We start from the raw sequence: 22,527 nt of genomic DNA, 5'->3' as shown, positions 1-22,527 counted from the left end.
CTTGCTCCTGCACCGAGGTTTCAGGCTAGGGGATATTAGGTCTAAACATGAACAAGAAAGCGCTTCTGGCTGAACTTGAGCTGGCTCGCAGCCGGACAGAACAGCTGATTGTTACTTTGCCCGAAGAGAAACTGGATGTTCCGTATCACCCGGGCGTGAACCCACCGCTCTGGGAAATGGGCCACTCAGCGTTCTTCTACGAGGTCTTTGTCTTTAACCTGCTGGACGGTACGCCCAGCTATGATCCTTCCATGGATGACCTGTGGGACTCTTTCCATGTCGATCACAAAGATCGTTGGAGTCGGGATCTGTTTCCGGGCCGGGAAGAAACTCTCAAGTATTTCAACACCATCTACGACCGGGTTGCCGAACGCATCAACGGTCGGGAACTGACCGATAAAGAGCTGTATCTCTACCGCTACGCCATTTATCACCAGAACATGCACATCGAGTCGCTGATCTGGTGCCGGCAGACGGTGGGTTATCCGGCGCCGGTGGATTTCAAGGGCGATCGGCCGGCTCCGGGCGAGCCGGTGAGCGGTGATGCGCAGATTCCGGCCGGGCGTTGGGTGATCGGGATGCCGGGTGAGTCTGAACGGTATGCGACCGAAGACTTTGCGTTTGATGCTGAAAAGCCACGTTTTGAGGTGGAGCTGCCGGCGTTTGCGATCAGTCGTACCCTGGTGAGTAACCGGGAGTTTCAGGCGTTTGTTGAGGACGATGGCTACAAGCGCCCTGAGCTTTGGTCGTTTGGGGGCCGGAAGTGGCTGGAGACTGAAGTGGATGTAGCACTGGTGCATGGGGTCGCGGAGCCCCGGATGACGGTGCCACGGCATCCGCTGTACTGGCGCTGGCATGAAGGGCACTGGCAGGAGCGGGTGTTTGACCAGTGGCTGCCGCTGGAGCCGGGTGCGCCGGTTACCCATGTGACGTATTGGGAAGCGGAGGCGTTCTGCACATGGGCCGGGCGGCGGTTGCCGACGGAGTATGAGTGGGAGGTGGCGGCGTTGGGTAACAAGCCCGGTGAGCCTTTCCGTCGGTATCCCTGGGGCAACGAGCTGCCAGGTGCGTTGCGGGCGGATATGGACGGCCGGTCCATGGCCCGTAATCCGGTGTCGGATTATCCGTCAGGGGACAGTCCGTTTGGCTGCCGGCAGATGATTGGTTCGGTCTGGGAGTGGACCAGCAACGAGTTCCTGCCTTATGACGGCTTCAAGGTGGATATGTATCCATTCATGTCGACCCTGCAGTTTGCCACTCACAAGGTGACCAAGGGGGGCAGTTGTGCCACGTCATCCAACCTGGTTCGTGGCACTTACCGGCAGGCGTACCTGCCGTTCCGCGGTGATGTTTATACCGGGTTCCGCACCTGCGCGGTCTGAAGCCCTGATTTGTCCATGAGGTGGCTGGCGAGGGCTACGCCGGTCTCGCTCATGGTGAGGTAGGCTTCGTCTGCGCCGGCGATGCGGATTTTCTCGGCTTCGTCGGCGTACATGGTGTGGGCCACGATATAGCCCTCAAAACCGAGCTTGCGCAGCATCCGGGCGGCGATGAGCTTGCCTTCGATATCATTCATGGCCAGTACCACCGACTGCAGCGCAGGCATATGCAGGCCCTGCCAGAAGGTGTTGTCTTCGGCATCGGCAAAGACTACGTTCCGGCCTTCCTGCTGGTGCTTTTCCATTTTCGCCGGGTCGGAGTCCAGGCCCATGATTTTGGGTTCGTGGGGCTGAAGCCAGTCGTACGTGGCGGTGCCGGTGCGGCCCATGCCCATCACCAGTATGCGGGTATCGCCCAGGGAAATCGGCTGTTCGTCCGGGTGCCGTTTCTTGCTCTCGAAGCGGACGATGCGTGGTGACAGCTTCTCGAACAGGCTGTGGGCAAACCGGTTCAGGGGTGCCGAGATCACGAAGGACAGCGACACGGTAATGGCCAGCGGAATCAGCCATTCAGGCAGGGCGATGCTGGCGACAATCAGGCCGAATTCGCTGTAGTTGGTCAGCGACAGGGAGGTCAGGAAACTGCTGCGGGCACGCAGGCGGAAGCCCAGCAGCAGGAAGTAGAACAGTATGCCTTTGAGCGGCAGCAGCAGGGCGGCTACGACGGCAAAAATCAGGGCTTGCTGGTCTGGCAGGCCGCCAATGCCGATCTGCAGGAAGAAACCCACCAGGAAGATTTCCTTCACGCTCCACAGGGACTTGGCCAGTTCCTGGGAGCGGGGGTGGTTGGCCAGCATGGCGCCGAACACCAGGGCGCCCAGTTCCGAACTCAGGCCCACCGCCTCGAAACCCAGGCCACCGACCACCAGGGCCAGCAGCAATCCCAGCAGCACCAGCAGTTCGTCGTGACCACTGGCATCCAGCAGTTTGTAGAGTAGGGGCCGTAGCAGGGGCAGGCCAAAGACAATCAGCGCCCACTCGGAAGGGGTTTTGCCTGCGGCCAGGCTCATCACCACCAGGGCGATCAGGTCCTGCATGATCAATATGCCGATGGCTACCCTACCGTGGAACGCCCGCAGTTCCCGCTTGCTTTCCAGTACCTTGGCCGCCAGCACGGTGCTGGAAAAGGACAGGGCAATCGCCAGCATCAGGGCGGTGGTCCAGTCCAGGTCAAACAGCAGGTACAGACCGGGGGCAAACACCACGCAGGTGATGGCAAAGTGCAGCAGGCTGCCGCCGATCACTTCCGGGCTGACGATCGAGCGCAGCTTGAGTTTCAGGCCTACGGTAAACAACAGCAGCAGAACACCCAGGTGGGCGATGTGAGCCAGCACATCGGTGGGCTCTGCGGTAATTTCGGTGTTGGCGGCCAGGCCGCTGAGCACAAAGCCCGCGGCCAGGTAACCGACGAGTGGTGGCAGGCCGATGCCTTTAACAAGCAGGCCGATAACAAAGGCGAAACTGATCCAGATGGCTTCAGGCATGGCGCGTTCTTTTGACGGGAAAACAGGCCCGAAACCTTACCGTTTTTTTAACCGTAAATGTAGTGGCCGTTGGTGTCAGGGCTGCTGCTCTGCAAGAAACCGCCGGAACAGTTCTGCAGACTGCTCCGGGGCTTCCACCATGGGAGCGTGGCCGATGTCATCCAGAATGGCTTTGCGGGCATTGGGGATGGCGTCAACGAAGACGTCGGCGTTGCGGTAGTCGATCACCCGGTCCAGCTTGCCCCACACCACCAGAACCGGCGCCTGGATGTTGGTGATGGCATTGCGGAAATCCGGCTCAAAGCCGGTGTCGCGGATGGCGGCAAAGATGACTTCGTTGACTTCCCGGTTGGCGATGGCCTTTTCTTCCATTACGTCGAAGATGGGCCAGGGCACGAACGGGCGCTTCTCCAGGGCGAAATCCAGCAGCTTGTCGAAGTCACCTTCTTGCTTCGGAATCAGCGGGTTGTCGCCTTCCAGTACCAGGTCGACCAGTTCGCTCTCGTATTCGAAGATGCCTGCCGGGTCAAACAGCACCGCCGTTTGTACCTGGTCGGGATGGGTTGCAGAATAGAGAGCGGTGATGGCGCCGCCCATGGAGTTGCCCATCATGTGGAACCGCTCCACGCCCAGCTTTGCCAGCGCCTGGTTCAGGTAGCCCACCTGGTCTTCAAAGCGGTAGCCGATGTCCATGGGCTTGCTGCTGTCGCCATGGCCGGGCAGGTCGAAGGCGTAGATGTTGAACTCGCCTTTGAATTCCTTCGCCAGCCGGGTCCAGTTGTCCTTGTTGGCACCAAAGCCGTGAATCAGAACCACGGTGTCGCCGTCGACTCGCTCTTTGCTGCGCAGGTAGGTGATATCCAGTTCCCCGACTGCGACCTGTTCGGTTTCCAGCCCGGCGCTGGAGCGCTCCCAGCCGATGGCGCTGTCGTAGATACCCTGTTTCGAGCAAGCGCTGATCAGAAGGGTGGTAGCAAGCAACAGAACAAGGTTGAGTGCGTTACGGGGCACAGTGAACTCCTTTTCATGGTTTCGGGTTGATGGCCTAACACTAACCCATAAAAAAGCCCGGTCAATGACCGGGCTGACAGCTTTAACGGGCAGAGCCTGAAACTCAGCCTTGCTCCCGGGCAATGGCCCGGTAGGCAATGTCGTTACGGTAGAACATGCCGTTCCAGCTGATTTTCTTCGCCAGCGCATAGGCCCGTTGCTGGGCTTCGGTCACAGTGTTGCCCAAGGCGGTGGCGCAGAGTACGCGGCCGCCGGCGGTGACAACGTCGTCGCCGTTAAGCTTGGTGCCGGCGTGGAACACCTTCTCGCCTTCGGTTTCACTTTCCGGCAGGCCAGAGATCACATCACCCTTGCTGTAGTCGGCAGGGTAGCCGCCGGCAGCCAGCACGATGCCCACAGAGGCGCGGTCGTCCCACTCGGAATTGCACGCATCCAGCTTGCCATCCACGGCCGCCTGGCACAGCTCAACCATGTCAGACTTCATGCGCAGCATGATCGGCTGGGTTTCCGGGTCGCCGAAGCGGCAGTTGAACTCGATCACCTTCGGCGCACCGTTGGCATCGATCATCAGGCCGGCATACAGGAAGCCCTTGTAGGGATGACCTTCAGCCGCCATGCCGTTGACCGTGGGGTAGATCACCTCGTCCATGATTCGCTGGTGCACATCAGGCGTGACTACCGGGGCCGGAGAATAGGCACCCATGCCGCCGGTGTTGGGGCCGGTGTCGCCGTCGCCTACCCGCTTGTGGTCCTGGGAGGTAGCCATGGCCAGCACGTTCTTGCCGTCGACCATCACGATGAACGAGGCTTCTTCGCCGTCCAGGAATTCTTCCACCACCACGCGGCTGCCGGCATCACCGAAGGCATTGCCCGCGAGCATGTCGCGGATGGCATCCTCGGCTTCTTCCAGGGTCATGGCCACGATCACGCCTTTACCGGCGGCCAGGCCGTCGGCCTTGACCACGATCGGCGCACCCTTTTCACGCACGTAGGCGAGGGCTTCGTCTACATCGGTGAAGTTGGCGTAGTCGGCGGTCGGGATCTTCTGGCGGGCCAGGAAGTCCTTGGTGAAGGCCTTGGAGCCTTCCAGCTGGGCTGCACCGGCGCTGGGGCCGAAGATGCGCAGGCCGCGGGCCTCGAACTTGTCCACCACGCCTGCCACCAGAGGGGCTTCCGGGCCAACGATGGTCAGGCCGACGTTGTTCTGCTCGGCAAAGTTGGCCAGGCCGTCCAGGTCCATCACGTCCAGGTCGACGTTCTCCAGGTTCGGCTCTCGGGCGGTACCGGCGTTACCCGGTGCCACGAAGACTTTTTCTGCCTGCGGAGACTGGGCTGCTTTCCACGCCAGGGCGTGTTCGCGCCCGCCACTGCCAATAACCAGAATGTTCATGTGCTGCTCCTGAATACGTTGATCAGTGACGGAAATGGCGCATGCCGGTGAAGACCATGGCAATGCCATGCTCGTTGGCGGCGTCGATCACTTCCTGGTCGCGCATGGAACCGCCCGGCTGGATCACTGCGGTGATACCGGCAGCGGCGGCGGCATCGATGCCGTCGCGGAACGGGAAGAAAGCATCGGAGGCCATCACCGAACCCTTCACTTCCAGGTTTTCATCGGCGGCTTTGATACCGGCAATCTTCGCGCTGTAAACGCGGCTCATCTGGCCTGCGCCCACACCGATGGTGCGGCCCGCCCTGGCGTAGACGATGGCGTTGGATTTCACGTACTTGGCCACTTCCCAGGCGAACAGCAGGTCGTTCAGCTCTTCTTCGGTGGGCTGGCGCTCGGTAACCACTTTCACGTCTTCCATAGCGACCATGCCCAGGTCACGGTCCTGGACCAGCAGGCCGCCGGTTACGCGCTTGTAGTCCATGGTCTGGGCGCGCTCGCCGTCGAATTCGCCGCAGGCCAGAAGGCGTACGTTCTTCTTGGCAGCAACAATCTCGACCGCTTCCGGCGCCACGCTCGGGGCGATGATCACTTCCACAAACTGGCGATCCACGATGGCCTTGGCGGTAGTGGCATCCAGTTCCCGGTTAAAGGCGATGATGCCGCCAAAGGCGGACGTGGGGTCGGTGGCAAAGGCCAGGTCGTAGGCCTGCAGGATGTCGGCACCGATGGCCACACCACAGGGGTTGGCATGCTTGACGATGACACAGGCCGGGTCTGCGAAGGGTTTGACGCACTCCAGGGCGGCATCGGTATCGGCTACGTTGTTGTAGCTCAGTTCCTTGCCCTGCAACTGCTTGGCGGTGGCCACGCAGGCTTCTTTCGGGTTGCGCTCGGCGTAGAAGGCGGCGCGCTGGTGCGGGTTCTCGCCGTAACGCATGTCCTGAACCTTCACGAACTGGGCGTTGAAGGTGCGGGGGAAGTCGGTATTGTCGTTGTCCGGGGTACGGCCGCCCAGGTAATTGGCGATGGCACCATCGTAACCGGCGGTGTGCTCGAACGCTTTTACCGCCAGGTCGAAGCGGGTGCTGTAGGTGAGCTGGCCGTCGTTGCTGTCCAGCTCTTTCAGAACCCGGCTGTAGTCGGAGGCGTTCACCACGATGGCGACATCGTTGTGGTTCTTGGCGGCGGCGCGAACCATGGTGGGGCCGCCGATGTCGATGTTCTCGATGGCAGTCGGCAGGTCACAGTCCGGGTTGGCCACGGTCTCTTCGAACGGATACAGGTTCACCACCACCATGTCGATGGGGTTGATGCCGTGTTCGCCCATGATGGCATCATCGGTGCCGCGACGGCCCAGAATGCCACCGTGAATCTTCGGGTGCAGGGTTTTTACCCGGCCATCCATCATCTCGGGAAAACCGGTGTAGTCGGACACTTCGGTGACCGGTACGTTGTTTTCCTTGAGCAGGCGGAAGGTACCGCCGGTGGACAGCAGCTCAACGCCGCGTTCAGTCAGGGCTCGGCCGAAATCGACGATGCCGGTTTTATCACTTACGCTGATCAGGGCGCGACGGACGGGGGTGTTTGCCTGGTTTGCCATGGTGACTGCCTTCCTTTGTCAGATTAAAGCAGACCGTACTGCTTGAGTTTCTTGCGCAGGGTGCCGCGGTTCAGGCCAAGCATGGTGGAGGCCTTGGTCTGGTTGTTGCGGGTGTACTTCATTACCTGCTCCAGCAGGGGCGCTTCCACTTCTGACAGCACCAGCTGGTACACGTCAGAAACCGGTGCGCCGTCCAGCTGCGTGAAGTAGTTTTTCAGGGCCACTTCCACGCTGTCACGCAGGGTGACACTGTTGCCGCTATTATTTACCGTGTGCAACTGATGGACATCATCGTTGGCCGGGGTGCCCAGGTTGTCGTTTGCCAAAGTCTCAGCGGTCATGCTGCGAATACCTCTCCATTTCGTAAGCCTGCAAAGTACTGTTCGATGCTGTCTTTCTGCTCCAGCGCATCTTCGATGCCGTTGAAGCGTGTTCGGAACTGTTTGTTCTCGTCGTGGGACTGCAGATACCAGCCCACATGCTTTCTGGCGATACGCACACCCATTTTCTCGCCGTAGAAGCTGTGCAGTTCGGCCAGGTGCTCCGACAGAATCTGCTCGACTTCATCCAGCGGTGGCTCAGCCAGGTGCGTGCCGGTTTCCAGGTAGTGCAGAATCTCCCGGAAGATCCATGGCCGGCCCTGTGCCCCACGGCCAATCAGCAGGCCGTCTGCGCCGGTGTGCGCGAGCACCTGCCGGGCTTTTTCCGGCGTGGTGATGTCGCCGTTGGCGAACACCGGAATACCCACGCTGGCTTTTACCGCAGCGATGGTGTCGTATTCGGCGTTTCCGTTGTATTTGTCTGCCCGGGTGCGGCCATGTACTGCCAGTGCCTGGATGCCGGCGTCTTCGGCCATGCGGGCGATCACCGGTGCGTTGCGGTTGTCCCGGTCCCAGCCGGTGCGCATTTTCAGGGTGACCGGTATATCCACGGCGGCCACAACGGCCTCGAGGATTGCCCGCACCAGTTTTTCATCTTTCATCAGGGCAGAACCGGCGGCCTTGTTACAGACCTTCTTGGCCGGGCAGCCCATGTTGATGTCGATGATCTGGGCACCAAACTCGGCATTTTGCCGGGCGGCATCCGCCAGCATCTCAGGGTCGCCGCCGGCGATCTGTACCGAGCGGGGTTCCGGTTCACCCTGATGGTTCAGGCGGGTGCGCGATTTGCGCGTATGCCAGAGCTTGCTGTCTGCTATGACCATTTCCGATACCGCCAGACCAGCGCCCATTCGGCGGCAAAGCTGCCGGAAAGGGCGATCCGTTACGCCGGCCATGGGCGCAACAATAAGCGGGTTGGGCAGGGTGTACGGCCCGATTTTTGCCGTTGGCAGCATGATCTGAGTCCGTGTCACAGCGGGTTAAGCAAGGTTCGGTGGAGCGGTTGGTTAATTTCTGACCGCTCCGGTCTCCGAAGGGCGGTAATGATACCGCCGGGGGCACATCGATTGAAGGGGCGAAAGCAGGAAAAAATTGATTATTTTTCGTGCTTTCTGGTTGACTTTTGCGCTGTCAACTGTGTGCCGGCATGGCGGTTGTCCGGCGCTGTCAGGGGGATGCCGGCCGGAAATCCAGATTGTAGTTAACCGCGTCGCGGCCCGGATCGCGAATGCTGATGGCGATGCGAACCGGTGTTTCTACCGGCATGGCACCCAGCCCGGTGGCTTCGCCGGCCAGGTATTCATCAGGGGAAAACACACTCTGTGCAACCACGTCGCCGTTAAGGTTCGAGAAGGTCAGGGCGATGGCCGGGAACGGCTGTTCAAAGCCTGCCCGGTTGAGGATAACCGCATCGACGATCAGCTGGGTACGGTTTTCCGGATCGGTGCGTACCACCAGCTTCCGGCTCTGGATGGCGTCGACATCCACCAGGGGCTTGAGCTGGCAGCCGGCAAGTTCACAGCCTTTCTCGTAGAACGGGCGCAACTGGGGGATGGCAGACAGCCGGTCAAACTGGAACCAGGTAACCTGGGCCACCAGAACGCCAATCAGCACCAGTACCACCAGTGTCCAAAGGGCTGTGCGCAGGCCGCCACGGCCACCTCCCACGGATACCGGGTCTCGGCGCAGGTCCTGGTAAAGGTTGTCCGGCTGGAACGGTTTGGCGGGGCGGCTGATGACGGGATCGCCCACCCGGTCGTCATCGGCAGTCAGCGGCGGTTCATCATCGGCGTGGGGTTGTGCCGGTTCGGGCTCCGGCTCAACTTTCAGAAGTTCAGGTTCAGGTTCAGGTTCAGGTTCAGGTTCAGGTTCAGGCTCCGGTTCCTTTTCAGGCTTGTGCTCCTGCCCGGGTTCCACCTCTTCAAGCATGGCTTCTGCCCAGCTTTCGTCTACCTGATGGTTGTCGTGATCGTCTGAGTCGTCCCGGAAGCCGGGGGCATCGGGTTCATCCACATCCCGGAAGCTGTCGCTGAGCTCGTCCTCATCGAATGTGAGCTTGCTGCCGGCGTAGCGGCCTTCAGTGGCGTCTTCTTCGGGGTTGTCGGCAAACACAAACTCGTCTTCGCCAAAACCGACATCCGCGGGTTCTTGCGGCTTTTCCTCGGGGGGCGTGGCAATCGTCCCGCTTTCAGTGACCCGGTGTTCCAGAGCGTTGAACACGTTCATGCAGCTGCCGCAACGTACCTTGCCCCCGGCTACGCCGAGTTGTTCGTCGGTTACCCGGAAACGGGTTTCGCATTGGGGGCACTGGGTCTGCAGGCTGCTCTGGGTCATGCTTCGGTCCTGAAAGCGGGATCGCTAGGTCATTGCATTTTGGTCAGTACGAGTCAGGCAGTTTAGTCATAAACGCCTGGGCCGTCATCTGTCCCTGCGCCGTCCTGTGAGGCGTATCCAGTCTTCTTTCTGTTCCGGCTCGTCCATGATGAACCAGGGTTCGTAGGCATCCATCACTTCCCGGGCCTGGTTGAACAGAATGCCGGACAGTACCAGGTGGCCACCGGGCCTGGTCAGCTCTGCCAGCCTCGGCGCCAGACCAATCAGCGGCTGGGCCAGGATGTTGGCCAGCATTACGTCCGCCTGGGTGTCGGGATCATGTCCGGGCAGGTAGAGGTCCAGGCGGTTGTCTTCCACGCCGTTACGACGGGCGTTGTCGCGGCTGGCTTCCAGGGCTTGCGGGTCTGTATCCACGCCAATCACATGGTCCGCACCCAGCAGCAGGGCAGCCAGGCCCAGGATACCGGAGCCGCAGCCGTAGTCGGTTACCTGTTTGCCGGCAACATCCTGGCCGTCAAGCCATTCCAGGCACAGGGCGGTGGTGGGGTGGGTGCCGGTGCCGAAGGCCAGGCCGGGGTCCAGCAACAGGTTGGCGGCATCGGGGTCTGGCGCCTCGTGCCAACTGGGCACAATCCACAGGCGTTCACCGAACTGCAGCGGATGGAAATCATCCATCCAGGCCCGTTCCCAGTCCTTGTCTTCCACCAGTGTGACTTCAATCTCGGCCAGGGACTGCTGGGTTTGCTGGTGCCAGGCGTCGCGGATATCCGCTAACAGCTGTTCGATGTTGCGATCAGACTGGAACAGGCCGGTAACGGTGGTCTGGCTCCAGAGGGGAGTGGTGCCCGGATCGGGCTCGTACAGGGGCTGGTCGGCTGCGTCTTCCATGGAAACGGCGTCTGCGCCCATTTCCATTAACAGATCCTCCAGCTGATCCGCAGTATCCGGATCAGCTGGAATCTGGAGTTGTATCCAGGGCATGGTTAATCCCGCATCAGTTTCTCGAGGTAGTGGATGGTGAAGTCTACCTGTTTAAAGCCACCATCGCGTACCAGTTTTCGATGCAGGGGTTGATTGGTCTTGATGCCCTCGACCAGCATTTCGTCCAGCGCGTTCTTCATGCGCCGGCGGGCGATTTCCCGGTCGTCGCCCCAGGTGATCAGCTTGGCCACCAGGGAATCGTAGTACGGCGGTACGGTGTAGCCGCTGTACAGGTGCGAATCCACACGGATGCCGTTGCCGCCGGGAGCGTGGAAGTGCTTGACCTTGCCGGGGCTGGGCACGAACGTCTGCGGGTCTTCAGCGTTGATCCGGCACTCGATGGCGTGGCCGGAAATATGAATCTCGTCCTGGCTGTACTGCAGCGGCAGGCCGCTGGCAATGCGCAGCTGCTCACGCACGATATCCACGCCGGTGACCATCTCGGAAACCGGATGCTCAACCTGTACCCGGGTGTTCATTTCAATGAAATAGAACTCGCCGTCCTGGTACAGGAACTCGAAGGTGCCGGCGCCCACGTAACCGATTTCCTTACAGGCATCCACGCAGGCCTTGAGGGTGCGCTCCCGGGATTCCGGGTTGATGTTCGGAGCCGGTGCTTCCTCGATCACCTTCTGGTTGCGGCGCTGCATGGAGCAGTCCCGGTCGCCCAGGTGAATCACGTTACCGTGCATATCCGCCAGCACCTGGACTTCCACGTGGCGTGGAGTTTCCAGGAACTTCTCCAGATAGACGGTGGGATCGCCGAACGCGTTCTTGGCTTCGGTCTGGGTAATCTGTACCGCTTTCAGCAGGGCGGCTTCAGAGTGCACCACCTGCATGCCGCGACCACCACCGCCGGAAGCGGCCTTGATCATCACCGGGTAGCCAATCTGCTTCGCCAGCTTGAGGGTACGCTCGTCGTCGTCCGTCAGCGGGCCGTCGGAGCCGGGTACGGTCGGTACGCCTGCCTTCTTCATGGCTTCGATGGCGGAGACCTTGTTACCCATCAGGCGAATGGTTTCCGCCCGGGGGCCGATGAAGCGGAAGCCGCTTTTCTCGACCTGCTCGGCAAAGTCGGCGTTCTCCGCCAAAAAGCCGTAGCCCGGGTGGATGCCCACGGAATCGGTCACCTCAGCAGCGCTGATGATGGTGGGAATGTTCAGGTAGCTTTCTGTGGGGCTGTTCGGGCCAATGCAGACAGATTCGTCTGCAAGGCGCACGTGCATCAGGTCGCGGTCGACCTGCGAGTGCACGGCAACCGTCTTGATGCCCAGCTCCTTGCACGCGCGGAGAATGCGCAGGGCAATTTCACCGCGGTTTGCGATCAGAACTTTTTCTAACATGGCCATGGTTAGCAATCACCGAATTCAGGAAATGACGACCAGGGGCTGGTCAAACTCAACCGGCTGGCCATTTTCGACCAGGATTTCGGTAATGGTACCGGCCTTGTCGGCTTCGATCTGGTTCATCATCTTCATGGCTTCAACGATGCAAATCACGTCGCCAGCATTCACGGTCTGGCCCACTTCAACGAATGCAGCAGCCGTGGGTGAGGGTGAACGATAGAAGGTGCCAACCATCGGAGACTTCACGGTATGGCCTCTCGGTGCAGCCGGGGCAGCAGCTTCTGCAGCCGGTGCTGCTTCAGCCACGGGCGCCGGTGCCTGGGGCGCCTGCGGTGCGGCGTAGTGGCTTACATAATGGCCACCGGCAGCTGCCTGCTCGCGACGGCGGGAAATGCGTACCGAGTCGTCGCCTTCGTGAATCTCCAGCTCTTCGACATCAGACTCTTCGAGCAGCTCGATCAGTTTCTTGATTTTGCGAATATCCATAACTGTTTCAGTCCCGTTTTACTGGTCTATCGGTGAATTCGTTGCAGGGCAGCCTGCAGTGCCAGGTCATAGCCCTGGCTGCCCAGCCCGCAGATAACGCCTACGGCGATATCCGAAAAGTACGAGTGATGGCGGAAAGGCTCCCGCGCATGCACGTTGGAAAGATGCACTTCAATAAACGGAATGCCGGATGCCAGCATGGCATCACGCAGCGCCACGCTGGTGTGGGTGAAGGCGGCCGGATTGATAATGATGAAATCCACGCCTTCGGCCCGGGCTTCGTGCACCCGCTCGATCAGCTCATATTCCGCGTTCGATTGCAGGTGCAGGAGGTGATGGCCTTTGTCTGCCGCTTTCTCGCGCAACCGGTCATCGATATCGGCCAGGGTCTCATAGCCATACACCTCGGGCTCACGGGTACCGAGCATGTTGAGGTTGGGGCCATGGAGCACAAGTATGGTCGACATGGTAATTTTGCCTTGGTGTTATTTGAACAGGATCGCCGAAGATAACGGCACGTTACCTGAATGGTGCGTGCTTGTTAGCCTCGGATCAACACTTTTTGACAATCTTCCTGCTGCCGGATTGATCCTGAAAAAAGCTTACACAGCAATGACCGGCGGTGCGATGACATTTCGTTGATGGCCTCAATTGTCGGCCATGGTTGCCAAAGCGGCTATTCGACATTGGTTTCATGGGCCGGGCAGGGCGCCCGGCCCGGAAGTTCAGAGGCTGGAGCGATTCTCCAGCCTGGAGGGAGGGCTCAGGAGGCCAGGCTGATCTGGTTGCGGCCGTGTTCTTTCGAGCGATACAGGGCCTTGTCGGCCCGTTCGCACAGTGTCTGGGCACTGTCGCCCTGCCAGTCGGCAACGCCGCAGCTGAACGACACCCGGAACTCCTGTTCGCCGGCCTGCTGCTGCAGCTCGGAGAAGCGCTGGCGGATTTCGTCGAGCACGTTCTGCGCATCCCGGGCGGAGGTGTTGGGCAGGATCACCGCAAACTCCTCACCGCCGTAGCGGCCGATGTGGTCGGTTTTGCGCAGGCGCTGTTTCAGGAACATGGACAGGCTGCGCAGGATACGGTCACCGATGGGGTGGCCGTAGGTGTCGTTGACCTTCTTGAACTCGTCAATATCGATCATGGCAAAGGCCAGCGGCTGGTCTTTTTGTCTCGCCCTGACAATTTCCTGTTCCAGCAGGTACAGGGTGTGGGTGTGGTTGTACAGGCCGGTCAGGCTGTCGCGAATCATCAGTGCCAGCAGCGAACGGGCCCGGCGACCCCGGTTGTGGATGGTCGCCACCAGGTGTTTGGGGTCGATCGGCTTGGTCAGGAAGTCGTCGCCGCCCAGGCTCATGGCCTGCAGTTGCTTGTTCACGTCTTCCTCTGCCGACAGGTAGATAATGGGTACGCTGTGGAATTTGTCCTGCTGGCGGATAACCCGGGCGATCTCGGTGCCGGTGCAACCGGGCATGTACATGTCGAGGATGATGATTTCCGGAGAGAACTCGTCCAGGGCGTTGATGATCTGCATGGGGTCGGTGATGACGTAGGCGTTCATGCCGGCCCGCTTGAGCACCGTCTCCATGAATTTCGCCTGGGCCCGGGAGTCGTCCAGTACCAGCACCTTGTAGGGCTCGTTGGAATTGCCGTTGCAGTAGGTTTCGATTTTCTCGATCAGCTGGCCCGGGTCTACGGCCGGGTAAAAGAATTCCTCTCCGCCGCAGCGTGAAGCCCGCAACCGGGTTTCAATGGTGCCGTCGTCTTCGCTGACGAAGATAATCGGGATGGGGGTCTCGTGCCGGGCCTGTAACTGCTCTACGGTGCTGATACCCGCCAGGGCGGATCCGCCGAAGTTCACATCCATCAGGATGGTTTCCGGCTTGCTCTGGTTGCAGGCCTCGACCAGCTCCCGGGCAGTGCCGAAGGCAGCGGCCCGGAACCCGAAAAATTCCAGCTGGCGGATCAGCCGGTTGGCGGTTTCACTGTTGTCCAGGGCAATGTAGACCGGGGTGCGCCGGTATTGCTGCGGTGCCTGCCCCGTGGCCTGGTCGGAGCGGCGCTGGGTGCTCTGGCACAGGCTGCCGGTGGCTTCCTGTAATTGCGCAGCCAGGTTGTCATCCAGGGCTGAGCCCGGCGCCCAGCTTGCCAGCAGTTGCAGGATGCGCTTGCCGGCAACGGCGTGGTCATTCATCTCGAAGCGCAGGGCGTAGCGCACCAGTTTGTCGGTGTCTGCGGCAAACAGCTCGCGGAGGCTTTCGGCCTGGCCCCGGTTCTCGCTGATCTTCTGCCAGGTATCCAGTACCACCCGGGCCTGGGTGGTTACACGGCGGGCGAAGTGTTGCCTGAGTTTTTCTTTCTGGCTCTCGTCGTTCATGGGGCTCCGGCCTGTGTCCTTTTTATGAAGATGCACCCGATCCGCAGGGGTAACTTTCTAACCTTAGTCGGTTTTCAGAGTCTATAGTGTTTAATGTTGTCGGCGTAGATTGCACACTGTAAATGTTTGTCAACTCTGCGGCACCGGTCACGGGCCGCTGATCATGGAAATCGTTCAGGCCAGCATGGCCGGGGCCGGGAAATCATGGCAAGGAAGCACACAAACACGTTCGCAGCCCAGCAGGGTGAAATCTCCCTCAGCAGCCTGCTGATTCTGTTCACCAGCGGTCTGTTGGTGTTCATTCTTGCCGCTGCGTTTATCACCAGTTTCGGGCACTTCCGGGACTACGTGGCGGACCAGCTTACCGACCACGCCCTTGACGGAGCGACCGCTACCGGGCTTTCCCTCTCCAACGCGATTGACGGCTCAGACCCTGTGGCCTCGGCATCCCTGGTAGATGCGGTTTTTGACAGCGGCCGTTACCTGTCTGTGGAATACATCGGCCATGACGGCCAGGTGATTGCGGGCCGGCGTATGGCGTTGAAGGGTGCGGCCGCTCCCGGCTGGTTTATTCGCCTGGCGGAGCTGCCGTTGCCGCAGGCGGAGGCGGAAGTGGTGCGGGGCTGGTCGCGCCTGGGCAAGGTCAGGGTAGTCAGTCATCCGGGCCGCGCCTACGACGACCTGTGGCGTATAACCCTGGGTTTGCTGGTTAGCGTGCTGGTGATTGGCGGTGCGGGCCTGGTGGCCCTGTTTCTGTTGGTGCGACGGTTGCTGCGGCCGCTGTCGGCGCTGGAGCAGCAGGCCCGGGCCTGGGGCCTGCGGGATTTCCGGAACCGGGTGCGCACCCGTTCTACCCGTGAGCTGAACCGTGTAACCGAAGCCATGAACCAGATGGCGGACGACCTGGAGCGTTTGTTTGTAGGCCAGGGCCGGCTTATCCAGCATTTGCGCAAAGTGAACAGTGAAGACCCGGTAACCGGGCTGGCCAGCCGCAGTGCCTTTGACCAGCGCCTGAAAGCGGAAATCATGTCGGAAGAAAAGTCGGCTCCCGGCGTGTTGGCCATGATTCGCCTGGCGGGCTTTGCCGATTACAACATGGCCTATGGCCGGGAAGAGGGCGACCAGTTGCTGCGACAGGTGGCCGGAAGCCTGGCCGGGTTTACTGCCCGCCACCCGCAATCCTTTGCCGGGCGGCGCACCGGCGCGGAGTTTGTGGTGTTTCTGCCCGGGGCACCGGCAACCGATGCCCGGAAATGGCTTGAGCGGTTAATCCGCGAGTTGGACGGCATCTATTGCGACCTTGCCTCGCCCATGGACACGGCCGTTCACGGAGGGCTGGCGGTGGCTTTGCCCGGGGCCGGCGTTCGTGACCTGCTGGCGGCGGCGGATGAAGGCTTGCGGGCGGCCCAGGAAAAGTGCGAATCCGGTTGCTGCCTGGAGCAGGCCGGGGCGGACAGCCATCTCACCATGGAGTCCTGGCGCGAGCTGCTGGCTGGCGCTATTGAATCCGGGAACCTGTCATTGTGGCTGCAGCCAATGGTGACCTGTGAAGACGGTGCCCTGGCCCATTATCAGGCGTTTTCGCGCATTCCCTCGCCGGAGGGCGACCTCAAGGCCGGGGCATTTCTGCCCGTGGCCGAACGCCTGGGCCTGATTGCCGGCATTGACCGGTTGTTGCTGGCCCGGGTGCTGGCGATGCTGGAACAGACGCCGGACCAAACCCTGGCCATATCGCTGGGGGTTTCCTCCGTTGGTGATGACCGCTTCTGTGAAGACCTGCTGGAAGCGCTGACCCGGGCCGGGAACCGGGTGGCCAGGCTGTGGGTAGGCATTCCCGAACTTGCGCTGAACCATCATCGCAAAAAGGCTGGCTGGCTGGTTCGGGCGCTGGTGAAAATTGGTGTTCCGGTGATGGTGGATCGTTTCGGCGTCGGCGGGGTGCCGTTCAGCTATCTGAGAAATCTGCCTTTCCGGGGCATTCGTATCGACAACAGTTTTATCCACGACCTGGACAGCCACAGCGAGAACCGGTTCTGGGTGGGGTCGGTGATCGGCATCGCGCACAGCCGCGGCGTGCGGGTGTTTGCCACCGGAGTGGAAACCGAAGCGGAATACTCGGTAGTCTGTAAGCTGGGTATTGATGGCGCCATGGGATACCATCTGGGCAGGCCCTTCGGGGCAGACGAATAAGCAACGGGAGAACGGGAGACTTATGTCGGGCAAGATCAGACAGTACTTCAGGGACAAAAAGGAAGACGTACAGGATTACACCGGGGGCAGTGGTGTAATCGGTAAATTTGTACTGGCGGTGCTGGTGGTATACCTGCTGGTTACGATTGTGCTCGGCATGTACTGGAGCAGCGAGCCGGATACCTTCTCTGTGCGTGACCATACCCGAACCCTGGCCAACACCATGGAGCGGGAGCCGGTAACCGGGTTTGCCACCACCGCCACCATGATCCGGATTGCCGAAACCCTGCTGGACAAGCCGGGCGGATACATCTCCAACGACATCTTCCCTCCGGGCTTGTGGCTGGACAACATGCCGAACTGGGAGTACGGCGCGCTGGTGCAGCTGCGAGACCTGTCCCGGGCCATGCGTAAAGACATCAGCCGTTCCCAGAGCCAGTCGGCGGAAGACCCGGACCTGACCATTGCCGAGCCCCAGTTGCACTTCGACAGCGAGAGCTGGGCGATTCCCTCCACCGAGGCTGAGTACCGTCGCGGTATCAATGCCCTCAAGCGCTATCTGAACCGGTTGTCGGACCCCGCCCAGGCCGATGCCCAGTTCTTTGCCCGCGCGGACAACCTGGGCAACTGGCTGGCAGACCTGGAAACCCGTCTGGGCAGCCTGTCCCGCACCCTGAGCGAGAGTGTGGGCAAGGCCTCGGTGTCCGATGCGGTTGCCAACCTTGATCCGGACGATCCACTGTCTGAAGACATCGGCGGCGACGATGTGAAAACCGACTGGACCAGGATTGACGATGTGTTCTACGAAGCTCGCGGCAGTGCCTGGGCCCTGCTGCACATCTTCCGGGCCATTGAAGTGGACTTCCGCAAGGTGATTATGGACAAGAACGCCATGGCCAGTGTGAAGCAGATCATTATCGAGCTGGAAGGTACCCAGGAATCCATGTGGAGCCCGGTGATCCTTAATGGCAGTGGCTTCGGCCTGCTGGCTAACCACTCCCTGACCATGGCCGCTTACCTGTCGCGGGCCAATGCGGCAATCAGTGACATGCGGGATCTGTTGTCACGGGGATAACAACGGATATGCGTTACCCGGGAGGGTAACGCAGACACAAAAAAACCGGGGAGCTGTTAGGGCTGCCCGGTTTTTTTGTGCCTGATGCGTGATCAGCCTTTGTAGGCGTTCACGGCATCAACAATGGCTTGCTTGGCAGCGGCGGCGTTGTCCCAGCCTTGTACCTTCACCCACTTGCCCGGCTCGAGAGTCTTGTAGTTCTCGAAGAAGTGACGGATCTGGTCGCGCAGCAGCTCGGGCAGGTCGTCGATTTCTTTAACGTCGTGGTAAGTGGTGGTCAGCTTGTCGTGGGGAACCGCAACCAGCTTGGCGTCGCCACCGGCTTCGTCTTCCATGTTCAGTACACCCACCGGACGGCAGCGAATAACGGAACCTGCCTGGATCGGGTACGGGGTTACTACCAGCACGTCCAGCGGGTCGCCGTCGTCAGCCAGGGTGTGCGGGATGAAACCGTAGTTGGCCGGGTAGAACATGGGGGTAGCCATGAAACGGTCAACCAGCAGGGCGCCCATGTCTTTGTCCAGTTCGTACTTGACCGGGGAGCTGTTAGCCGGGATTTCGATGGCTACGTAGATGTCTTCCGGCGGGTTCTTGCCAGCGGGGATGTTGTCGAATTGCATGTGCGATCCTTCCTGCTACGTTAGTGTTCGTTTAACTGCGGTGGAAAATTGGGCGCAATTATACGGAAGTCTCCTGCCATTCGAAACTAAACCTTGGTCACAGCCGGATCTGTTTGGCAATCAGCTCCTTCATGATTTCCGTGGTGCCGCCGCCGATCGACAGGATTTTGGCATCCCGGTACAGGCGCTCCACCACCGATTCCCGCATGAAGCCCATGCCGCCGAACAGCTGCACCGCCTCGCGGGTGACTTTTTCGCACATGTCGACGGAGAAGTTCTTGGCCATGGCCACCTGTTTGATCGGGTTTTTGCCGGCCTGCATCAGCGCCGCGCAGCGATAGGTGTATTCCCGGGCGATGTCGATCTGGGTGGCCATGTCCACCAGCTTGTGGCGGGTTACCTGGAAGCCGGAGACCGGGCGGCCGAAGGCCTTGCGTTCCTTGACGTAATGCATCGCGGCTTCATAGGCCAGCTGGGCGGTCATGTAGGCCATGATGGACAGGCTCAGGCGTTCGGCCAGGAAGTTGCTCATGATGGCAATGAAGCCGGCGTTTTCGGCGCCGATCAGGCGGTCGGCCGGTACCCTGCAGTCTTCGAAGAAGAGTTCGGCGGTGTCGCTGGCCCACCAGCCCATCTTGCGGAGCCTGGTGCCGGTGCTGAAGCCGGGCATGTCACGGTCGATCAGCAGCAGGCTGATGCCGCCATGGCCCTCGCCGCCGGTGCGCACAGCCACGGTGTAGTGGTCGGCACGGGTGCCACTGGTGATGAAGGTTTTGCTGCCGTTGACGATGTAATGGTCGCCGTCTTTCACGGCTCGGGTTTTCAGGCTGGCGACGTCAGAGCCGCCGCCGGGTTCGGTGACCGCCAGGGCGGCAATTTTTTCGCCCCGGAGCACCGGCGGTACGATCTGATCGCGTATCTCTTTCTTCGCCCACTTGGCCACCGGTGGCAGGCCGATATCCAGGGAACCGATGCTGGCGACAAAGCCGCCGGAGGTGGAGCGCATCAGCTCTTCGGACGCCGCCACTTTCATGAAGATATCGCCTTCACCAACGCCACCAAGCGCTTCCGGGAAGCCAATGCCCAGCAGCCCTGCGTCGCCTGCCTTCTGGTAGATTTCTCGGGGGAATTCGCCGGCTTCTTCCCAGTTGTCGATATGGGGCAGTACGTGGGTTTCGATAAATTTACGGGCGGTCAGGCGAACCTGTTCGTGGGTTTCGTTGAAGTAGTCAGACACAATCGGGCTTCCCGCGTTCTTGTTGGTGTTATCCGGAGTGTCTCTTAAATTTCTTTACCAAGCAAGCGCTTGGTTTGTGCGTGTGGGCCAGAAAAAGCCGGCGCTGCTGGCCGGCTTGGTTGGTGCTTCTGGTTCAGGCACCGGGGCGGGCAATGCTCTTCACGCCTTCGCTGGTGCCCAGCAGCAGCAAGTCCGCCGGGCGCCGCGCGAACAGGCCGTTGGTAACCACGCCGACAATGTTGTTGAGCCGCTCTTCCACCTGGATCGGTCGGGAGATGTCCAGGTTGTGGATGTCGATGATGATGTTGCCGTTGTCAGTGACAAAACCGTCCCGGTAAACCGGGTCGCCACCGAGTTTGACGATTTCCCGGCCCACATGGCTGCGGGCCATGGGAATGACTTCCACCGGCAACGGGAATTCACCCAGAATGCCCACCATCTTGGATTCGTCGGCAATACAGATAAACGTCTTGGCGACGGCAGCCACAATCTTTTCCCGGGTCAGGGCGCCGCCGCCGCCCTTGATCAGCTCCAGGCGCTCGTTGGTCTCGTCGGCACCGTCGACATAGAACTCGATTTCGTTAACGGCGTTCAGGTCATACACCGGAATGCCGTGTTTTTTCAGGCGTTCGGCGGTGGCTTCGGAGCTCGCTACGGCGCCGTCGAAATCGTTTTTGTACTCGGCCAGGTAATCGATGAAAAAGTTGGCCGTACTGCCGGTGCCGACGCCTACGATGCTTTTCGGCTCCAGGTGCGGGGCAATGTGGTCTACGGCAGCTTTGGCAACGGCTTGTTTCAGTTCGTCCTGGGTCATGGCGGAGCTCCGGGGGATTGTCGGGTTGAATTCGCTTCTCATTATACGCTCGCAGTGTCTGTGCTTATAGACGGCTGCCGTGCAAAGTTTCTAAACTGTAGGTTTTTCCCAGCCACTCACCAGCAACCGGAACCATCATGCCGCAACGCTACATCAAGAAGATTCTCGATGCGCGGGTTTACGACATCGCCATCGAAACACCGCTGACTGAAGCCCGCAGCCTGTCCAAGCGCTTTGGCAACAATATTATGCTCAAGCGTGAAGACCTTCAGCCGGTGTTCTCCTTCAAGATTCGTGGCGCCTACAACCGGATTGCCCAGCTCTCGGAAGAGCAGAAAGCCAAGGGCGTGATCTGTGCCTCCGCCGGTAACCATGCCCAGGGCGTGGCGTTGTCGGCCAGGCAACTGGGCATCAAGGCCGTGATCGTGATGCCCCAGACCACGCCTGACATCAAGGTGAAGTCGGTGCGGGACCGGGGCGCCCGGGTAGTACTCAAAGGCGACGCCTTCGACGAAGCTGCCGCCCATGCCCAGGAGTTGATCAAAAAACACGGCTACACCTACATCCCGCCCTACGACGACCCGGACGTCATCGCCGGGCAGGGCACCGTAGCCATGGAAATGATGTGGCAATTTTCCCAGCCCCTGCACGCGGTATTCATCCCCGTGGGCGGCGGCGGCCTGATCGCCGGCATGGCGGCGTACATCAAATACCTGCGCCCGGACATCAAAGTGATCGGCGTGGAACCGGAAGACTCCAACTGCCTGCAAGCGGCCATGGCTGCCGGTGAGCGGGTGATACTGGACGAAGTAGGCATCTTTGCAGACGGTGTGGCGGTTAAACAGATCGGGGAAGAACCCTGGAACATCTGTAAAGACGCCGTCGATGAAGTCATCACCGTTTCGACTGACGAAATCTGCGCTGCCATCAAAGACGTATTCGAAGACACCCGCTCCATCGCCGAACCAGCCGGCGCACTGTCGGTGGCCGGCATGAAAAAGTACATCGAGCGGGAACAGCTTGAAGGCGAAAACCTGGCCGGCGTGCTCAGCGGCGCCAACATGAACTTCGACCGCTTGCGCTACATCTCCGAACGCACCGAAATCGGCGAAAAACGCGAAGCCATCCTGGCCGTCACCATCCCGGAAAAACCAGGCGCGTTCAAAACCTTCATCAACGCCCTGCACAAACGCAGCATCACCGAATTCAACTACCGCTACGCCGATGCCAGCGAAGCCGTCATCTTCGTTGGCATCCAGATCCAGGCCGGCGGCCTGGGCCGTGAAGAACTGGTGCAGGAACTGCGCGAAACCGGCTACTCCGTCATCGACCTCACCGACAGCGACCTGGCCAAGCAACACATCCGCCACATGGTCGGCGGCCACGCCCCGTCGGTCAGCAACGAAGTCATCTACCAGTTCGAATTCCCCGAACGCCCGGGCGCGTTGCTGAAGTTCCTCATGTCCCTCGGCACCCGCTGGAACATCTCCCTGTTCCACTACCGCAACCACGGCGCAGCCTACAGCCGCGTTTTGCTGGGTGCCCAGGTTAACGAAGCGGAAATTCCGGATTTCGAGAAGATGCTGGAGAAGGTTGGCTTCCGCTACGAAAACATGACCGATAACGAGGCCTACCGGTTGTTCCTGGGTGCGGGTAACGGAAACCAGAAGTAGACCCGGTCAGAAGCAGAAGCAGAAGTAGAAGTAGAAGCAGTTGTGGGGCACCTTTCCGGGAATTTCGAAGGCCATGGATGGCCGGAGAGA

Annotated in this window: 20 protein-coding genes; 5 read left to right on the top strand and 15 right to left on the bottom strand. The window is 60.3% G+C overall.

Annotated features, from left to right (window positions below):
* Window positions 1-47: 47 nt before the first annotated feature.
* The gene (gene senA, locus AQ621_RS13580; protein WP_058341883.1) at window positions 48-1,382 is read left to right on the top strand and encodes a selenoneine synthase SenA; all 1,335 of its coding nucleotides are present in this window, start codon (window positions 48-50) and stop codon (window positions 1,380-1,382) included.
* Here the strand turns inward: senA and AQ621_RS13575 are convergent.
* From AQ621_RS13575 to aroQ, 11 genes are all read right to left on the bottom strand, one after another.
* Complete coding sequence (locus AQ621_RS13575) at window positions 1,352-2,923, bottom strand: cation:proton antiporter family protein (protein ID WP_058341882.1); 1,572 nt, start codon at window positions 2,921-2,923, stop codon at window positions 1,352-1,354. The two genes, senA and AQ621_RS13575, sit on opposite strands and share 31 nt — an antisense overlap.
* A gap of 75 nt (window positions 2,924-2,998) precedes the next feature.
* Complete coding sequence (locus AQ621_RS13570) at window positions 2,999-3,934, bottom strand: alpha/beta fold hydrolase (protein ID WP_058341881.1); 936 nt, start codon at window positions 3,932-3,934, stop codon at window positions 2,999-3,001.
* 103 nt (window positions 3,935-4,037) lie between these two features.
* Window positions 4,038-5,324, bottom strand: coding sequence for a phosphoribosylamine--glycine ligase (gene purD / locus AQ621_RS13565; RefSeq protein WP_058341880.1), 1,287 nt, complete (start codon window positions 5,322-5,324; stop codon window positions 4,038-4,040).
* A 22-nt stretch (window positions 5,325-5,346) separates the two neighbouring features.
* Entirely contained in the window at window positions 5,347-6,927 is a 1,581-nt protein-coding gene (gene purH, locus AQ621_RS13560) for a bifunctional phosphoribosylaminoimidazolecarboxamide formyltransferase/IMP cyclohydrolase (protein WP_058341879.1), read from the bottom strand.
* 23 nt (window positions 6,928-6,950) lie between these two features.
* Window positions 6,951-7,268, bottom strand: coding sequence for a DNA-binding transcriptional regulator Fis (fis, locus tag AQ621_RS13555; RefSeq protein ID WP_022988371.1), 318 nt, complete (start codon window positions 7,266-7,268; stop codon window positions 6,951-6,953).
* Window positions 7,265-8,263, bottom strand: a complete 999-nt coding sequence (gene dusB / locus AQ621_RS13550) for a tRNA dihydrouridine synthase DusB (protein WP_058341878.1) — start codon at window positions 8,261-8,263, stop codon at window positions 7,265-7,267. The genes fis and dusB overlap by 4 nt, the downstream gene beginning before the upstream one ends.
* Before the next feature lie 211 nt (window positions 8,264-8,474).
* Window positions 8,475-9,641, bottom strand: a complete 1,167-nt coding sequence (locus AQ621_RS13545) for a DUF3426 domain-containing protein (RefSeq protein ID WP_058341877.1) — start codon at window positions 9,639-9,641, stop codon at window positions 8,475-8,477.
* A gap of 84 nt (window positions 9,642-9,725) precedes the next feature.
* Window positions 9,726-10,622, bottom strand: coding sequence for a 50S ribosomal protein L11 methyltransferase (gene prmA / locus AQ621_RS13540; RefSeq protein ID WP_058341876.1), 897 nt, complete (start codon window positions 10,620-10,622; stop codon window positions 9,726-9,728).
* 2 nt (window positions 10,623-10,624) lie between these two features.
* Window positions 10,625-11,971, bottom strand: coding sequence for an acetyl-CoA carboxylase biotin carboxylase subunit (gene accC, locus AQ621_RS13535; protein WP_022988367.1), 1,347 nt, complete (start codon window positions 11,969-11,971; stop codon window positions 10,625-10,627).
* Window positions 11,972-11,989: 18 nt separating this feature from the next.
* A complete protein-coding gene (gene accB, locus AQ621_RS13530; protein WP_022988366.1) occupies window positions 11,990-12,454 on the bottom strand; it encodes an acetyl-CoA carboxylase biotin carboxyl carrier protein in 465 nt (154 codons plus the stop codon).
* A 26-nt stretch (window positions 12,455-12,480) separates the two neighbouring features.
* The gene (gene aroQ, locus AQ621_RS13525) at window positions 12,481-12,921 is read right to left on the bottom strand and encodes a type II 3-dehydroquinate dehydratase (RefSeq protein WP_022988365.1); all 441 of its coding nucleotides are present in this window, start codon (window positions 12,919-12,921) and stop codon (window positions 12,481-12,483) included.
* Here aroQ and AQ621_RS13520 point away from each other — a divergent pair.
* The gene (locus tag AQ621_RS13520) at window positions 12,911-13,096 is read left to right on the top strand and encodes a hypothetical protein (protein ID WP_022988364.1); all 186 of its coding nucleotides are present in this window, start codon (window positions 12,911-12,913) and stop codon (window positions 13,094-13,096) included. The two genes, aroQ and AQ621_RS13520, sit on opposite strands and share 11 nt — an antisense overlap.
* A gap of 121 nt (window positions 13,097-13,217) precedes the next feature.
* On the opposite strand, the gene AQ621_RS13515 is transcribed toward AQ621_RS13520, so the two are convergent.
* Window positions 13,218-14,828, bottom strand: a complete 1,611-nt coding sequence (locus tag AQ621_RS13515; RefSeq protein ID WP_058341875.1) for a GGDEF domain-containing response regulator — start codon at window positions 14,826-14,828, stop codon at window positions 13,218-13,220.
* Between the two features lie 204 nt (window positions 14,829-15,032).
* Between AQ621_RS13515 and AQ621_RS13510 the strand changes: the two genes are divergently transcribed.
* Window positions 15,033-17,018, top strand: a complete 1,986-nt coding sequence (locus tag AQ621_RS13510; protein ID WP_058341874.1) for a bifunctional diguanylate cyclase/phosphodiesterase — start codon at window positions 15,033-15,035, stop codon at window positions 17,016-17,018.
* Between the two features lie 22 nt (window positions 17,019-17,040).
* The gene (locus tag AQ621_RS13505; protein WP_058341873.1) at window positions 17,041-18,093 is read left to right on the top strand and encodes a DUF2333 family protein; all 1,053 of its coding nucleotides are present in this window, start codon (window positions 17,041-17,043) and stop codon (window positions 18,091-18,093) included.
* Between the two features lie 92 nt (window positions 18,094-18,185).
* Here AQ621_RS13505 and ppa read toward each other — a convergent pair whose 3' ends face one another.
* The 3 genes from ppa to rpiA form a co-directional block, all read right to left on the bottom strand.
* Complete coding sequence (gene ppa / locus AQ621_RS13500; RefSeq protein WP_022988360.1) at window positions 18,186-18,713, bottom strand: inorganic diphosphatase; 528 nt, start codon at window positions 18,711-18,713, stop codon at window positions 18,186-18,188.
* Between the two features lie 97 nt (window positions 18,714-18,810).
* Window positions 18,811-19,950: an acyl-CoA dehydrogenase family protein gene (locus AQ621_RS13495; RefSeq protein ID WP_058341872.1), complete on the bottom strand. Its 1,140-nt coding sequence runs from the start codon at window positions 19,948-19,950 to the stop codon at window positions 18,811-18,813.
* A 133-nt stretch (window positions 19,951-20,083) separates the two neighbouring features.
* Entirely contained in the window at window positions 20,084-20,764 is a 681-nt protein-coding gene (gene rpiA / locus AQ621_RS13490) for a ribose-5-phosphate isomerase RpiA (protein ID WP_058341871.1), read from the bottom strand.
* A 137-nt stretch (window positions 20,765-20,901) separates the two neighbouring features.
* On the opposite strand from rpiA, the gene ilvA reads away from it, so the two are divergent.
* Entirely contained in the window at window positions 20,902-22,437 is a 1,536-nt protein-coding gene (ilvA, locus tag AQ621_RS13485) for a threonine ammonia-lyase, biosynthetic (protein WP_058341870.1), read from the top strand.
* The last annotated feature ends 90 nt before the right edge of the window (window positions 22,438-22,527 follow it).

Origin of the sequence: Marinobacter sp. P4B1, assembly GCF_001447135.1 — a bacterium.
Taxonomy (GTDB): Bacteria; Pseudomonadota; Gammaproteobacteria; order Pseudomonadales; family Oleiphilaceae; genus Marinobacter; species Marinobacter vinifirmus.
Note: the sequence above shows the minus strand (reverse complement) of the source record. Positions and strands in the feature narration are given on the sequence as shown.